Source organism: Bacillus sp. SIMBA_008, assembly GCF_046535495.1.
GTDB classification, from domain to species: domain Bacteria; phylum Bacillota; class Bacilli; order Bacillales; family Bacillaceae; genus Bacillus; species Bacillus subtilis.
This window is the reverse complement of sequence record NZ_JAWRWL010000002.1, coordinates 108556-126887: the sequence shown is the minus strand read 5'-3', so window position 1 is coordinate 126887 and position 18332 is coordinate 108556. Positions and strand designations below refer to the sequence as shown.

At 47.2% G+C, this 18332-nt stretch carries 2 protein-coding genes (1 of these 2 running past the window's edge); both read left to right on the top strand.

All coding sequences use genetic code 11. The annotated features are described in order from the left end of the window. A protein-coding gene (gene pksJ, locus SB658_RS06140; RefSeq protein ID WP_144500765.1) for a polyketide synthase PksJ crosses the window boundary here: on the top strand, positions 1 to 4738 show its 3' portion. The gene continues 10388 nt to the left of window position 1, outside the view; the window shows 4738 of its 15126 coding nt (coding positions 10389–15126); the start codon falls outside the window, past its left edge; its stop codon occupies positions 4736 to 4738. Then, positions 4722 to 18332, top strand: a complete 13611-nt coding sequence (gene pksL, locus SB658_RS06135; RefSeq protein WP_144500764.1) for a polyketide synthase PksL — start codon at positions 4722 to 4724, stop codon at positions 18330 to 18332. The genes pksJ and pksL overlap by 17 nt, the downstream gene beginning before the upstream one ends.

Sequence of the window (18332 nt, the reverse complement as noted above, 5' to 3'; positions counted from 1 at the left end):
TAAAGATCTATTCCATAGAGCGAATCTTCCAATTGAAGGCCATGCTGCTACAGGTCATATGATTCCTTCGGTAGGCCCGAATAGAATGAGTTATTTTTTAAATATTCATGGTCCGAGCGAACCAGTAGAGACGGCTTGTTCCAGTTCTCTTGTAGCCATTCACCGTGCTGTGACTGCGATGCAAAACGGTGATTGTGAGATGGCGATCGCTGGAGGCGTGAATACGATCTTAACCGAGGAGGCGCATATTAGCTACAGCAAGGCGGGGATGCTCAGCAAAGACGGCAGGTGTAAAACCTTCTCTGCCGATGCGAATGGCTATGTCAGAGGTGAAGGGGTCGGAATGGTCATGTTGAAAAAGCTGGAAGATGCCGAGCGCGACGGAAATCATATTTACGGCGTTATTCGGGGGACAGCGGAAAATCACGGCGGAAGAGCCAATACCCTGACATCGCCTAATCCGAAAGCACAAGCTGATTTGTTGGTGCGTGCATATCGCCAAGCAGGCATAGATCCAAGCACTGTCACATATATCGAAGCACATGGAACAGGGACGGAATTGGGCGATCCGATTGAAATAAATGGGCTGAAAGCCGCGTTTAAGGAATTATCCAATATGAGAGGCGAGAGCCAGCCGGATGTTCCGGATCACCGTTGCGGCATCGGCTCAGTTAAAAGCAATATCGGTCATTTAGAGCTAGCAGCAGGTATTTCGGGTTTGATCAAGGTGCTTTTGCAAATGAAGCATAAAACGTTAGTGAAAAGCTTGCATTGCGAGACGCTTAACCCTTATCTTCAGCTGACTGACAGTCCGTTTTATATCGTTCAGGAAAAACAGGAATGGAAGTCTGTCACAGATCGTGACGGAAACGAGCTTCCACGCCGTGCGGGAATCAGTTCGTTTGGGATTGGCGGAGTAAACGCGCATATTGTGGTTGAAGAATATATGCCAAAAGCCAATTCAGAACACACGGCTACAGAACAGCCAAACGTAATGGTGCTGTCGGCTAAAAATAAAAGCAGGCTGATGGATCGTGCTTCGCAATTGCTTGAGGCGATTCGCAATAAAAAATATACAGATCAGGATTTGCACCGCATCGCTTACACCCTGCAGGTCGGGCGCGAGGAAATGGATGAGCGTCTGGCGTGTGTTGCGGGGACGATGCAGGAACTTGAAGAGAAACTGCAGGCGTTTGTTGACGGTAAGGAAGAAACAGACGAATTTTTCCGGGGACAGTCTCATCGAAATAAAGAGACCCAGACTATTTTTACAGCAGATGAAGATATGGCGTTGGCACTTGATGCTTGGATCAGAAAAAGAAAATACGCCAAACTTGCTGATTTATGGGTCAAAGGGGTCTCAATCCATTGGAACACATTATACAGAGAGACCAAACCACGCCTGATCAGCCTCCCTTCATATCCGTTTGCGAAGGATCACTATTGGGTGCCGGCAAAGGAACATTCAGAAAGAGACAAAAAAGAACTGGTTAATGCGATTGAAGATCGGGATGCATGTTTTTTGACGAAACAATGGAGTTTGAGTCCAATTGGCTCAGCAGTGCCGGGGACAAGAACTGTTGCCATTCTGAGCAATCAAGAGACAGCAGATTTAGCAGCAGAAGTGTCTTCGTATTTTCCGAATCATGTCTTATTAGATGTGAGCCGGATAGAAAATGATCAGTCAGACATTGATTGGAAAGAGTTTGACGGCCTAGTGGATGTCATCGGATGCGGTAAGGATGATGAGGGCCGACTGGATTGGATTGAATGGGTGCAAAGACTGGTTGAATTCGGGCATAAAGAGGGGCTCAGGCTGCTTTGTGTGACGAAGGGGCTCGAATCGTTTCAAAACACATCTGTCCGGATGGCTGGCGCCTCACGGGCTGGGTTGTATCGAATGCTCCAATGCGAGTACAGCCATCTTATATCAAGGCATATGGATGCTGAGGAGGTTACTGATCATCGCCGTCTCGCGAAGTTGATCGCTGATGAGTTTTATTCCGATTCTCATGATGCCGAGGTTTGCTACAGAGATGGTTTACGGTATCAAGCTTTTTTAAAAGCTCATCCGGAAACAGGTAAGGCCACGGAACAGAGCGCGGTCTTCCCGAAAGATCATGTGCTTCTCATTACAGGCGGCACACGAGGCATCGGACTATTATGCGCCCGTCATTTTGCAGAGTGCTATGGGGTGAAAAAACTGGTGCTGACCGGACGAGAACAGCTTCCTCCGCGAGAGGAATGGACTCGTTTTGACACCTCGAACACATCAGTTGCCCAGAAAATCCAGGCAGTGCGGGAGCTGGAAGCGAAGGGTGTACAGGTGGAGATGCTGTCGCTGACGTTATCTGATGATGCTCAGGTTGAGCAAACGCTGCAACATATCAAGCGAACATTAGGACCGATTGGCGGTGTCATTCATTGTGCAGGTCTGACGGATATGGATACGCTGGCATTTATCCGAAAAACTTCAGATGATATTCAGCGGGTGCTGGAACCTAAGGTGTCAGGTCTTACAACGTTATATCGCCATGTGTGTAACGAGCCTTTACAGTTTTTTGTCTTATTTTCTTCTGTTTCAGCCATTATTCCGGAGCTTTCGGCGGGACAAGCTGACTATGCGATGGCCAATAGCTATATGGATTATTTTGCAGAAGCACATCAGAAACATGCGCCGATCATCAGTGTTCAGTGGCCGAACTGGAAAGAAACCGGTATGGGTGAAGTGACAAATCAAGCGTATCGGGAAAGCGGCTTGTTGAGCATTACGAATTCAGAAGGCTTACGTTTTCTAGATCAAATTTTATCGAAAATGTTCGGACCGGTTGTTCTCCCTGCGATGGCGAATCAAACAAACTGGGAGCCGGAACTGCTGATGAAGAGGAGGAAACCGCATGAGGGCGGTTTGCAGGAAGCTGCTTTACAGAGCCCGCCAGCCAGAGACATTGAAGAGGCCGATGAAGTTTCCAAATGTGATGGGTTATTATCTGAAACACAGTCCTGGCTTGTTGATCTGTTTACCGAAGAGCTGAGAATAGATCGTGAAGACTTCGAGATTGACGGGGTGTTTCAGGATTATGGCGTGGATTCGATCATTTTGGCACAAGTGCTCCAGCGTATAAACCGCAAATTAGAAGCAGCACTCGATCCATCGATTCTATATGAATACCCGACAATTCAAAGGTTCGCAGATTGGCTGATCGGTTCTTATTCCGAAAGGCTGTCCGCTTTATTCGGAGGCAGGATATCGGATGCATCAGCACCTTTGGAGAACAAAATAGAGGCGGAGGCAGCTGTTCCTGCGGAGGATCGAGCTCTTACACCTCAGATTCAGGCGCCAGCGATTTTGTCACCGGACTCTCATGCAGAAGGTATTGCCGTTGTCGGACTCTCTTGCCGATTCCCTGGGGCAGATACATTGGAGTCATATTGGTCGTTACTATCCGAGGGGCGTTCGTCAATCGGCCCGATTCCGGCAGAGCGTTGGGGCTGTAAGACGCCATATTATGCCGGCGTGATTGATGACGTCAGCTATTTTGATCCTGATTTCTTTTTGCTTCATGAAGAAGACGTAAGGGCGATGGATCCGCAAGCACTACTCGTATTGGAAGAGTGTCTGAAACTCTTGTATCACGCCGGTTATACACCTGAGGAAATAAAGGGCAAGCCCGTCGGTGTTTATATCGGAGGCAGAAGCCAGCACAAACCTGATGAAGACAGCCTTGATCATGCCAAGAATCCGATCGTGACAGTCGGCCAAAATTATTTAGCGGCTAATCTTTCACAATTTTTTGATGTCCGCGGCCCGAGTGTTGTAGTTGACTCCGCATGCTCGTCAGCTTTGGTCGGCATGAATATGGCCATTCAGGCGCTGCGTAGCGGAGATATTCAATCCGCCATAGTCGGCGGTGTCAGCTTACTGAGCTCAGATGCCTCTCACAGGCTGTTTGACCGGCGCGGCATTTTAAGCAAGCATTCATCCTTCCATGTGTTTGATGAGCGTGCTGACGGAGTTGTGTTAGGTGAAGGCGTCGGAATGGTCATGCTAAAAACGGTAAAACAGGCGCTGGAAGACGGAGATACCATATATGCTGTTGTGAAAGCGGCCTCGGTCAATAATGACGGAAGAACGGCGGGGCCTGCAACACCTAATCTGGAGGCGCAAAAGGAAGTCATGAAAGATGCGCTTTCCAAAAGCGGAAAAAAACCAGAGGACATAAGCTATCTTGAGGCAAACGGGTCAGGTTCAATCGTAACCGATCTCCTTGAGCTAAAAGCGATCCAATCAGTGTACCGTTCTGGGCACTCATCGCCTCTTTCTCTTGGCTCAATCAAGCCGAACATCGGGCATCCGCTATGTGCTGAAGGGATCGCCAGCTTCATTAAGGTTGTGCTGATGCTGAAAGAGCGCCGCTTTGTCCCATTTTTATCAGGTGAAAAAGAGATGGCGCATTTCGATCAACAGAAAGCGAACATCACGTTCAGCCGAGCCCTGGAAAAATGGACAGATTCGCAGCCTACTGCGGCTATTAACTGCTTTGCCGATGGGGGGACGAATGCCCATGTCATCGTAGAGGCGTGGGAAAAAGATGAAAAATACGCCATCAAGCGCAGTCCAATATCGCCTCCTCAATTAAAGAAACGAATGCTTTCGCCAGGCGAGCCAAAGCTGGAAGCGGAGACTTCAAAAATGACTGCGGCAAACATATGGGATACTTATGAGGTGGAGGTCTAACGTGAAAAAGATAACGAAACAACTCACATTATCGTTAAAAAATCCGTTTATTTATCACCATGTGGTTTACGGACAAAATGTCCTGCCGGGATTGGCTTATATCGATATAATCTACCAGATATTCAGAGAACACGGTTTCTCCTGCTCAGAGCTTCAGCTGCGGAATTTATCCATCTATCAGCCATTGACGGCGGAACAGGATGCAGTAATTGTTTTGAATATCCAATGCGCGGAGAAAAAAGAAGGACAGTGGCAAATCACAGCCAAGGGAATTGAAAAACGTGATGGGAAAGAAGCTTCAGAAGAAAAGCTCTATATGAAGGCTGACATGCACGCAGACTCCCCAGCCATATTTGAAGAAACACTGGATCTCAGTCAAATCAAAGCATCTGCACAGAACGTTGTTCAGCTTGATGATGTATATGAACAATGCAGACGTCAGGAATTGGTGCACAGCGAATATATGAAAGCAAGTGGCTGCATCTATGAAGAGGAAGACGGCGTCCTTCTTGAGCTTTCTCTCGGTTCGGAAGCTATGCTTCACGCAGAAGGCTTTATGTTTCACCCGACTCTCATAGACGGGAGCGGGGTGGGTGCCAATCATTTGCTCACATCTTTGCTTAAAGGAGAACAGAGGCTGTATTTGCCTCTGTTCTATGAATCCTTTTCAGCTTCTGCACTTTTGCAAACGGATTGCATGACAAGAATTAAGCGCTCCTCCGTCCGGCGGGAAAAAGAGCTGATTTATGTAACACTTGAATTTTTTAATGCGTCGGGAGAAAAAGTGGCTGAATTGAAAAACTTCACAAGCAAACTGGTGCGAGAAGCGGAGCTGATTAGCGGAAAACATCAAGATGCACAGGAGACACAGATGACAAGAGCGGACACTGCTGAGCGTGATAAACCTGCTGACATGGTATCTTCTCCCGTTAATTCCTTTAGTGGGGCTGAACAGTTCGTAAGTCAATTAATCGCAGAGAAAATCAATAAGCCGGTAGAACAAGTTGAAAAACAGGTCGGTTATTACCAAATGGGACTGAATTCATCGGGCTTGCTTGAGGTGGTAGAAACGATCAGCGATAAGATCGGTGAGAGTCTTTCGCCGACTCTTCTGTTTGAGCATACCACCATAGCGGAGCTGTCAGCGTTTCTTGCCGAGGAATATGCTGAGCATTTTAGTGCCGCTGGTTCTCTTGGCCAGAATGAAAGAGCACGGGTTTCCGACACAATAAACGATCGTAAGACTGTTGAAGCTTCTCGTCCTGCACCTATTGAGGCAGCAGGCGATATTGCGATTATCGGCTTGGCGGGCAGGTATCCTAAGGCAGCCAATATTCATGAATTTTGGAACAATCTGAAAGAGGGGAAGGACTGCGTTAGCGAGATTCCTGAGTCGCGCTGGGATTGGCAGAAACTTGAAGGAATCACATCTCCTTCGGGTAAGGACATTTCCAAATGGGGAGGATTTATTGATGATCCCGACTGCTTCGATCCCCAATTTTTCAGAATCACGCCAAGAGAAGCGGAGACAATGGACCCTCAAGAGCGGCTGTTTTTAGAAACATGCTGGGAAACGATTGAGGATGCGGGCTATACGCCAAAGACGTTGGCCAAGCCTAAAGGACGAAATAAAAGGCAGCATGTAGGAGTTTTTGCCGGTGTCATGCACAAGGATTATACATTAGTCGGAGCTGAAGAAGCATCAGCAGAAAATGCGTTTCCTCTTTCGCTCAACTATGCGCAAATCGCCAACCGTGTTTCTTACTTTTGTAATTTCCACGGTCCGAGTATGGCTGTCGATACGGTATGTTCATCCTCTTTGACCGCAGTGCACTTGGCGTTGGAAAGCATACGTCACGGTGAGTGCGATGTTGCGTTAGCAGGCGGAGTGAACCTGTCTTTGCACCCGAATAAATATATGACATACGGGGTCTGGGATATGTTTTCCACTGACGGACACTGCCGTACGTTTGGAAAGGATGGGGACGGTTATGTGCCTGCCGAGGGTATAGGCGCGGTTTTATTAAAGCCTTTGCGCCAGGCGGAGGAAGACGGAGATCGTATTTATGCAGTTATTAAAGGAAGTGCTGTGAATCATGTGGGCACTGTAAGCGGCATTTCAGTGCCGAGCCCTGTTTCTCAAGCTGATCTGATTGAGACATGCTTGGAGAAAACGGGGATCGATCCGCGGACGATCAGTTATGTGGAAGCCCATGGTACCGGCACGTCCTTAGGAGACCCTATCGAAATACAGGGATTAGTCAAAGCGTTCCGCCAATATACGCAGGATCGGCAGTTCTGTTCAATCGGTTCTGTAAAGTCAAACATTGGGCACGCCGAATCCGCCGCGGGGATCAGCGGTTTAAGCAAGGTTGTCCTTCAGCTTCACCATCAAAAACTTGTGCCTTCTTTGCATTCGGAAGAACTGAATCCTTACGTTGATTTTGAAAAGTCTCCATTTTATGTACAGCATAAAACAGAAACGTGGAAGCAGCCTGTTATCAAGGAGAATGGGGAAGAGGTCCCTTATCCGCGGCGGGCTGGTATTAGTTCCTTCGGAGCAACTGGTTCAAACGCACATATTATCCTTGAGGAATATATTCCTCAAGCAGCGGAGCAGGACGTTTCTTTGTCCTCAGATTCTGACATATCCGCAGTTATTCCGCTTTCTGCCCGTAATCAAGAACGTCTTCGTGTATATGTAAAACGTCTCTTGGATTTTCTTCATGATGGGATTCAGATTAAAGATTTGGCGTATACATTGCAGGTAGGCCGTGAACCAATGGAAGAACGGGTTTCTTTCTTAGCATCCGGAATTCAAGAATTAAGCGACCAATTGAAGGCTTTTATAGAAGGACAAAAAACCATTCAGCATTGCTGGAAGGGCCGCGTGTCAAGAGGAAGCGAACCATCGCGTCCCGCCGAATCGGTACATAAATTGCTGGAGCAAAGAAAACTCGATCAAATTGCGGAGCAGTGGGCGAACGGATCTGGGGTTGACTGGAAGCTGCTTTACGACGGAAACAAACCAAAGCGGATCAGCCTGCCGACTTACCCATTTGAGAGGGTGCGTTATTGGGTGCCGAAAGCGGAGAAAAAGACTGATCGTTTAAAGGAGGAGCGACACATCCTGCATCCTCTCCTGCATCAAAATGTGTCCGACATATCGGGTGTCCGCTTCCGTTCAGCGTTTACAGGACGTGAATTTTTCTTGAAGGATCATGTCATAAAGGGCGAACACGTTTTACCTGGCGCAGCTTTATTGGAGATGGTTCGGGCAGCTGTGGAAAGGGCAGCTGCGGATCAGTTCCCGACAGGATTCCGGCTCCGGAATATCGTCTGGGTCCGGCCGTTCACCGTCACAGAACAGCAGAAAGATATAGATGTACGTCTATATCCTGAGGAGAATGGTGAGATTACATTTGAAATCTGCCGGGACCCTGAAAGCGCAGAGGAGTCGCCGATTGTATATGGGCAAGGGAGTGCAGTGCTTTGTGAGGCTGGTGAAAATCCGGTTATCAACATTGAAGAACTGAAGGCAAGCTATAATGGCCGGACGCTGTCACCTTTTGATTGCTACGAGGCTTATACAGAAATGGGTATTCATTATGGTGACAGCCACAGAGCGATCGACAGCCTATATGCCGGCGAAAACGGAGTTCTAGTGAAATTGACGATGCCTCCTGTAATCTCTGATACAGAAGACCATTATATTCTGCATCCGAGCATGATAGATTCGGCATTTCAAGCATCTATCGGTTTGAGGCTGGGAGGAGCTACGAGTTTAGAAGACAGAAAGGCAATGCTGCCTTTTGCCATACAGGATGTCCACATCTTCAAAGGCTGCGAGGCATCTATGTGGGCGCGGATCACATATAGCGAGGGCAGTACAGCTGGGGATCGTATGCAGAAGCTTGATATCGATTTATGCAATGAAGAGGGGCAGGTTTGCGTGCGATTGACGGGCTATTCTGCAAGAGTGTTAGAAACAGATCAAGAAGGTCCTTCTGAAGCGACTGACACGCTACTGTTCGAACATATTTGGGAAGAACGTGCTGCAGAGAGGCAAGAGCTCATAGAGTACGACACGCATAAAGTCGTTGTCTGTGATGTTGTAGAACAAATGGAAAGCTTCCAAAATCATCTTGACTGTACAGTTCTGCAGCATGATACAGAGACAATTGATGAACGGTTTGAAGGTTATGCCATACAGTTATTTGAAGAAATCAAACAGCTAATGCACTCAAAAACAGGAGGACATACATTCATTCAAGTGGCGGTGCCTGCGTTGGACGAGCCTCAGCTATTAAGCGGCTTAACTGGATTGCTCAAAACGGCTGAACTGGAAAATCCAAAACTGACAGGACAGTTGATCGAAATAGAAACCGGGACGTCAGCTGGTGACCTATTCGAAATATTGGAGGAAAACAGACGCTATCCGCGTGACACGCATATCCGCCACTGGCAAGGGAAGCGATTTGTAAGCAAGTGGAAAGAAGTGTCTGGTGAGCACCTAAGTGCTGACATGCCATGGAAGGATAAAGGCGTGTATCTGATCACAGGCGGTGCAGGCGGTCTTGGATTCATCTTTGCAACTGAAATTGCAAACCAAACGAATGATGCGGTTGTGATCCTGACAGGACGCTCTCCGCTTGATGAAAGGAAGAAGAAGAAGCTTCAAGCCTTACAGAAACTTGGTATCCAAGCGATTTACAGACAAGCTGATCTGGCTGACAAACACACGGTTGATGCCTTATTAAAAGAAACCCAAAACGTTTACGGAGACTTAGATGGCATCATTCATAGCGCCGGTTTAATAAAAGATAATTTCATTATAAAGAAGAAGAAAGAAGAGGTTCAAACCGTACTTGCTCCAAAGGTAGCAGGACTGATTCACCTTGACGAAGCAACGAAAGATATTCCGCTCGATTTCTTTATCCTTTTTTCCTCAGGTGCCGGAGCAGTAGGAAGCGCGGGACAGGCTGATTACGCAATGGCCAATGCATTTATGAATGCATTCAGCGAATATCGAAATGGCCAAGCAGAGCTGCACAAGCGTTACGGAAAAACTCTTTCAGTGTGCTGGCCGCTGTGGAAAGACGGGGGCATGCAAATTGATGCGGAAACTGCAAGGATGCTGAAAAGAGAAACAGGCATGGTGGCCATGGAAACAGATCGTGGGATTCAGGCGCTATATCATGGCTGGACGTCAGGAAACCCGCAAGTGTTAGTTGCTTCTGGTGTTACTGATCGGATTCGTGCATTTTTACATGAAACGGGACATGGCAAAGGCCAATCTCACAATATCAAAAAAAGCAGTCTCAATCAGGAGGCAGAAAAAGCAGACATGATCGGGGAAATTGATGAAGAGATACTAAGAGAAAAAGCGGAGAACTATTTTAAACAGGTGCTTTCTTCGGTGATTAAGCTGCCAGCCGGCCAGATTGATGCTGAAGCTCCTCTCAAGGATTACGGGATCGATTCTATCATGATCATGCATGTAACGGGTCAATTAGAAAAAGTATTCGGTTCTTTGTCCAAGACGTTGTTCTTTGAATATCAGGATATTCGCTCATTAACACGGTATTTTATTGATTCCCGCAGAGAAAAACTGCTGGACATCATGGGAATTGAAACAGGAAAACCTTCTGTTGAAAGAAAATTAGAACCTGAAAAACAAGAAATACCAGTTACCCCAAGAAAGTCTGGATTTCTACCTTTACAAGATAAAGAGCAGAAGCAGTTAAGAGAGAAGGAAACGGAAGAAATCGCGATCATCGGTATCTCAGGTCGCTATCCGCAGGCAGACAACATTGATGAATTGTGGGAGAACCTGAGAGACGGTCGAGACTGTATTACTGAAATTCCTGCAGACCGCTGGGATCACAGTCTTTATTATGATGAAGATAAAGACAAGCCTGGAAAAACCTACAGCAAGTGGGGAGGCTTCTTGAAGGATGTAGACAAGTTTGATCCGCAGTTTTTCCATATATCGCCGCGTGAGGCAAAATTAATGGACCCGCAAGAGCGTTTATTTTTGCAGTGCGTGTATGAAACGATGGAAGACGCAGGCTATACAAGAGAGCACCTCGGCCGTAAGCGTGATGCTGAGCTTGGCGGAAGCGTCGGTGTTTACGTCGGTGTCATGTATGAAGAATATCAGCTGTACGGGGCACAAGAGCAGGTGCGGGGAAGGTCTCTGGCTTTAACGGGAAATCCATCATCCATCGCGAACCGGGTATCTTATTATTTTGATTTTCACGGACCGAGTATTGCATTAGACACCATGTGTTCTTCTTCTTTAACGGCTATCCACTTGGCCTGCCAAAGCCTGCAGCGCGGAGAGTGTGAGGCGGCATTCGCGGGCGGCGTGAATGTGTCAATCCATCCAAATAAATATTTGATGCTCGGGCAGAACAAATTTATGTCCAGCAAAGGCCGGTGTGAAAGCTTCGGACAGGGCGGAGACGGCTATGTGCCGGGAGAAGGCGTTGGAGCAGTGCTTCTGAAGCCATTGTCTAAAGCAGTTGAAGATGGTGATCACATTTATGGAATCATTAAGGGGACTGCCATTAACCACGGGGGAAAAACAAACGGGTATTCAGTGCCCAATCCGAATGCCCAAGCAGATGTCATCAAAAAGGCGTTTGTGGAAGCGAAGGTTGATCCGCGGACAGTCAGTTACATCGAAGCCCACGGCACGGGAACCTCTCTCGGTGATCCTATTGAAATCACAGGGCTGTCCAAAGTGTTTACGCAAGAAACCGATGACAAACAATTTTGTGCAATAGGGTCAGCCAAATCAAATATCGGGCACTGTGAGAGTGCGGCAGGTATCGCAGGAGTAACGAAGGTATTGCTCCAAATGAAATACAGGCAGCTTGCGCCTTCCCTGCATTCAAACGTGCTGAATCCGAATATTGATTTCCTTAACTCGCCGTTTAAAGTACAGCAAGAGCTAGAAGAGTGGAAGAGGCCGATCATCAATGGCAAAGACATCGAATTACCGAGAATCGCAGGAGTCTCTTCATTTGGTGCCGGGGGTGTGAACGCCCATATTTTAATAGAAGAGTATGCTCCGGAACCTGTGGAGGAACGTTTACCAGCGAGGAAACAGCCGGCTGTCATTGTGCTCTCAGCAAAAAATGAGGAAAGACTTCAGAAACGCGCGGAGCAATTGCTGCATGCCATTCGTGAACAAACATATGTTGAAGCAGATTTACACCGAATTGCCTATACGCTTCAAGTCGGACGGGAAGCGATGAACGAACGGCTGGCGTTCGTTGCGGAATCGATGCGGGAGCTTGAAGAAAAGCTGAATGAATGTATCTCCGGAACAGAAAATCGTGAATATGTCTATCGCGGACAAGTAAAGCGCGACAAAGAAGCCATTGCTGCTTTTACTGCTGATGAGGATATGTCAAAAACAATTGAGGCATGGCTGCAAAAAGGCAAATATGCGAAGGTTTTAGACCTATGGGTAAGAGGTTTGCGAATCGACTGGAGCACGCTATATCAGGATCAAAAACCGCGGCGCATCAGTTTACCTGTCTATCCTTTCGCAAGAGATCGCTATTGGATAGACGTACATGCAATGGCTGAGGAAAAAAGAACGGAGGAGCCATTCGCTCCGGTACAGCCCGTCCTTCCAAAGCCGTCTGTAGCCAGAGAAGCCAGCGGCAAGCCTGCCAATATTACGTTACAGCCTTTAATGACCAATCAGGATCGTTTAGAGCGTGTTCCATCAGATACAGAAACAGAGACGATCACGGCGGAAGCCTTGTGCGATGAACTGACAGCGGGCTTAGCGGAAGTGCTGTACATGGACCAAAACGAGATTGATCCAGACGAAGCATTCATAGATATCGGTATGGACTCGATTACCGGGCTCGAATGGATAAAAGCAATAAATAAACAGTATGGCACATCACTAAATGTCACAAAGGTATATGATTATCCGACAACACGTGATTTCGCTGTTTACTTATCACACGAGTTAAGCACACAAGCTGGGGAGAAAAAACAAACGGAGACGTACACGCCGATCAGACAAAAAACAGCGGTACCTGCTGCTAAACCGGCTAATATATCTCTGCAGCCGTTAGAACATCATCAGTCAGTGCAAGAGGAAGCTGAAGAAACGATTCAATATGCAGCGGCAGAAATATCTGCATCAAGACAATATACTGTAGCAATTGAAACGCTGCATGAAAACTTGAGGGAAAGCATAGCAGACGTGTTATACATGGAGCCATACGAGGTGGATATTGACGAAGCGTTCATAGATATCGGAATGGACTCGATTACCGGACTCGAATGGATAAAAGCGGTGAACAAGCAATACGGAACGTCTTTTACGGTAACCAGAGTATATGATTATCCAACGATACGTGATTTTGCCGAAATGCTAAAGTCCGAGCTTGGAACTCATCTTGATAGAAAGATAGAGCATACTGACTCTTTCGAAGCAGCCCAGCAAAAGCCAGCAGCATCATCTAATCCAAAGCCGGCAGAACGGCCCCTTCAGCCTGTTCAACATCCAATAAAGAAAGAACATGTGAAGAAAACGGTTCCTGTTCATCAAGACCGCCCGGAGGATGCGATAGCGATTGTCGGGATGTCGGGAAGATACCCGGGCGCTCGTAATGTAAGAGAGTACTGGGATAACCTGGTTCATGCGAGAAATGCCATTCGGGACATTCCAACATCACGGTGGGATGTAGACAAATACTATGATCCTGTCCTCAACAAAAAAGGGAAAGTCTACTGCAAATCAATGGGGATGCTGGATGATATTGAACATTTTGATCCATTGTTTTTTAATATTCCGCCATCAGAAGCGGAACTGATGGACCCGCAGCATCGAATCTTTTTGCAGGAAGGCTATAAAGCCTTTGAGGATGCCGGATATAATGCCCGAACATTAAATGAGAAAAAATGCGGCGTTTATCTTGGGATTATGAGCAATGAATATGGAGTTATGCTGAATCGGCAGGCAAGAGCAAATGCCACCGGGAACAGCTTTGCGATCGCTGCGGCGCGTATTCCGTATTTTCTTAATTTAAAAGGGCCAGCGATTCCTATTGATACCGCATGTTCATCTTCATTGGTCGGCACACATTTAGCGCGCCAGGCACTTATAAACAAAGAAATTGATATGGCGCTGGTCGGCGGGGTCAGCTTATACCTGACGCCGGAATCTTACATGAGTATGTGTGAGGCCGGCATGCTTTCACCTGATGGACAATGTAAAGCATTTGACAATAGCGCGAATGGTTTTGTGCCCGGCGAGGGTGCGGGTGCGCTGGTTCTGAAAAGGCTGAAAGATGCAGAAGCGGACCGTGACCATATTTATGGCATTATCATTGGCTCGGGTATTAATCAGGACGGGAAAACAAACGGAATCACGGCACCGAGTGCAAAAAGCCAAATGGATCTGGAAAGAGACATATATGAAACATACGGCATACATCCTGAGAGTATCAGTTATGTCGAGATGCACGGCACAGGAACAAAACAAGGCGATCCAATTGAATTAGAAGCTCTGTCCACCGTATTTCAAGAAAAAACAGACAAAAAGCAGTTTTGCGCAATCGGTTCCGTCAAAAGCAATATTGGCCATACATCCGCGGCGGCAGGAGTAGCCGGGGTTCAAAAAGTGTTATTGTGCATGAATCATAAAACACTTGTGCCGACATTGAACTTCACGACACCGAATGAGCATTTTGAATTTGAGCATTCTCCTTTATACGTAAATACGGAGCTTAAGCCTTGGGAAACGGCTGATGGAAAACCGCGGAGAGCATGTGTGAGCTCCTTCGGATATAGCGGAACGAATGCCCATATTGTGATAGAGGAATATCAGCCTGACAAGAGGAACGATCGATTAACAAAGCAGCACCGCTCAGCATTATTTGCACTCTCAGCGAAAAAAGAGAAGCAATTGAAGGCCTATGCGGAAGCAATGAAAGATTTCGTAACTTCCAATGAAGATATCGATCTGGAGGATATGGCATACACGCTTCAGACGGGCCGGGAAGCAATGGATTATCGCATGGCGTTTTTGGCGGATTCGAGAGAAATGCTGATCAAAGCTTTAGATGATTATTTGGCTGAAATGCCGAACGGCAGCATATTTGCTGCTCACGTGAAAACGAAGAAGAGCGAAATCAAGCTGTTTGAAACGGATCATGATGCCAAAGCATTGCTGCAAACATGGATAGAGAAAAAAAGGCTGGAGAAAGTAGCGGAACTATGGGTGAAAGGGCTGCAGATAGATTGGAACAAGCTTTATGGGGAATACACGCCTCGCCGAATCAGCCTGCCTGCTTATCCGTTCGCGGAAGAGTATTACTGGCTGCCAACTCAAGAAGGTGAACCCGAAACCATTGCTACAGCTCTGCCTCAATCCGAACTGATGCCAAAGCGCTGCTTTCTGCGTAAACAGTGGCAGCCTTGTCCGATTGAACCGGCAGAAATGACGAATCAAACCGTCGCCATTTTGGCAAATGAGGAAACAATGGCATTAGCGGAAGAGCTTTCGACGTATTTCTCGACATACCGTATATTTGACAGCCAAGAGCTGGATCGGGTATCTGCTGCTGACTATGAACACGTTGCTGGAGCAATCGATCTGATCGGGTGCGGAACGAGCCATGAGCATTCTATGGGCTGGATAAACTGGCTCCAAAAGCTGATCGAGAAAGGACGTGCAAGCAAGCATCATTTGACGGTCTTGGGTGTAACAAAGGGGCTGGAGGCCTACGCAAATGAGGGTGTTATTTTGTCTGGTGCTTCACGGGCCGGTTTATACCGCATGCTTCAAAGTGAGTACAGCCATCTTACTTCAAGACATGCAGATATGGAATGCGAAGCCTCTCATGAGGAGCTGGCCAGACTGATTGCAGTTGAATATTATGCCAAGAGCACAGAATCAGAAGTCTGTTATCGAAACGGACAGCGATATCGCGCATATTTGACAGAGCAGCCAGCAGAAGCCGCTCTAAGTCATAAGCAAGTATCGTTTTCAACAGACAAAGTCCTGCTCATTACAGGCGGGACAAGAGGTCTCGGCTTGCTGTGTGCGCGGCATTTTGTGAAAACATACGGTGTTAAGCGGCTGGTCCTTATCGGCCGTGAAGAGCTTCCACCGCGTGACCAGTGGAATTCGGTAAAAATTTCCTCGCTTGCCGAGAAAATAAAAGCCGTTCAAGAGCTAGAAGACATGGGTGCGCAAGTTCAGGTGCTGTCTCTGGATCTCACAGACAGGGTTGCTGTCGAACAGAGCCTGAAGACAATACACGAAACAATGGGGGCGATTGGCGGAGTCATCCATTGTGCCGGGATGGTGAACAAACAAAACCCGGCTTTTATCAGAAAATCACTAGAAGAGATCGGACAGGTGCTTGAACCGAAAGTCGAAGGTCTGCAAACGTTGTTTGACCTGCTTCAAGATGAACCATTGGCGTTTTTCACCTTGTTTTCATCAGTATCAGCGGCCATCCCTGCACTAGCAGCAGGACAAGCTGATTACGCGATGGCAAATGCTTTTATGGATTATTTTGCGGAGGCTCATCAAGATAAATGTCCCATTGTAAGCATTCAGTGGCCTAACTGGAAGGAGACCGGTTTAGGCGAGGTTCGAAGCAAAGCTTTAGAACAAACTGGATTGATCAGTTTGACAAACGACGAGGGATTACAGCTGCTTGACCAGATTCTATCAGACAGACAGTATGCTGTCGTGCTGCCGGCAGTACCAGATACAAACGTTTGGAAGCCGGATAAGCTGATGCAGCCGTCATTGCCTGTCGAAGCTCTCTCGCATCCTGAGACGAAAGAGCAAACCAGCACTCGCAACCTGTTCCCTGAAACAGTCGACTGGCTCGTAACTCTTTTTTCAGATGAACTGAAAATAGCTGCAGAAGACTTTGAAACGGATGTACCTTTCCAAGAATACGGAATCGACTCGATTATATTGGCCCAGCTGGTACAGCAGATGAACCAACAATTAAATGGAGATATTGATCCGTCAATTTTGTTTGAATACCCGACAATAGAATCCTTTGCACACTGGCTCATTTCGAAATATGACATATCAGCTGTTTTACAGCCATCTGTTCCTGAGAAACAGACACCTCTCAAGCCGCAATCAGCAATGAAACAGAAGCTGGTGCCAGAACAGCGGCCGCAACAGATAAGCCATGAAAAAACGGCACTTCTTGCTGAGGACATCGCTATCATCGGTCTTAGTTGCAGGTTCCCGGGAGCAGAAACCCTAGAGGAATACTGGGATTTAATACGTGATGGACGGTCTGCGATTGCGCCTGTTCCGCCTGAACGATTCGGGAACTCCAGCTCGAATTACGCGGGCCTCATTGATGAAATGAACCGATTTGATCATGATTTCTTCATGATGTCCGAAAGCGACGTCAGAGCGATGGACCCTCAAGCTTTGGCTGTATTGGAGGAAAGCTTGAAGCTATGGTATCACGCCGGTTATACAGAGAAAGAAGTGAAAGGCATGAGGGCTGGTGTTTATATAGGAGGCCGCAGCCAGCACAAGCCTGATCCGGCCAGTCTTTCAAAAGCAAAAAATCCGATAGTCGCTGGCGGACAAAACTATTTAGCGGCTAACATCTCACAATTTTTTGACTTGAAGGGACCGAGTATTGTCCTGGATACCGCTTGTTCCTCTGCACTGGTGGGGCTGAATATGGCCATTCAGGCTCTGCGAAGCGGAGATATTGAGGCAGCGGTTGTAGGCGGCGTCAGTTTGCTTGATGCTGATGCGCATCGAATGTTTCATGAGCGCGGACTTTTATGTGACAAACCGTCATTCCATATTTTTGATAAGCGGGCAGACGGTGTCATTTTAGGAGAAGGCGTGGGCATGGTTCTCGTCAAAACCGTCAGCCAAGCGCTTGAAGACGGAGATTCCATATATGCAGTCATTAAAGCCGCTGCGATTAATAATGACGGAAGAACGGCAGGCCCATCATCTCCGAATCTCGAGGCACAAAAGGACGTCATGCTGTCAGCGCTTGAAAAAAGCGGCAAAAAGACTGAAGAGATCAGCTATCTCGAAGCGAACGGATCGGGGTCGGCAGTAACAGATTTACTTGAATTAAAGGCAATCCAGTCCATTTACCGTTCTGAATCAAAGGCTCCGTTAGGGCTGGGATCGGTGAAACCTAACATCGGCCATCCATTATGTGCAGAGGGGATTGCGAGCCTGATTAAAGTAGCTTTAATGCTGAAGCATAGACAATTGGTTCCGTTCCTGTCAGGTAATGAAAATATGCCGTATTTTGATATAGAAAAAACAGATTTGTATTTCAGCAGATCGCAAGCCGAGTGGAAGGAGACAACGCCGGCTGCGGCAATTAATTGTTTTGCAGATGGCGGAACGAACGCCCATCTCATTATAGAAGCCTGGAATGAATCGGTTGCTCGTCCAATTAGAAGAAAACCTCTACCTTTGCCGGAATTAAATAGGCAGCCCGTTTTAATCAAACCATCAGCTCAAAACGTGCAGGAAAAAGTGCATTCAGACACAGGGGCTTCTAAAGATATGTTTTGGAAAACTTTCAAATAA

Coding starts and splice junctions, on each gene's coding strand:
- pksL (WP_144500764.1), top strand. CDS start 4,722: ATGAGGTGGAGGTCTAACGTGAAAAAGATAACGAAACAACTCACATTA.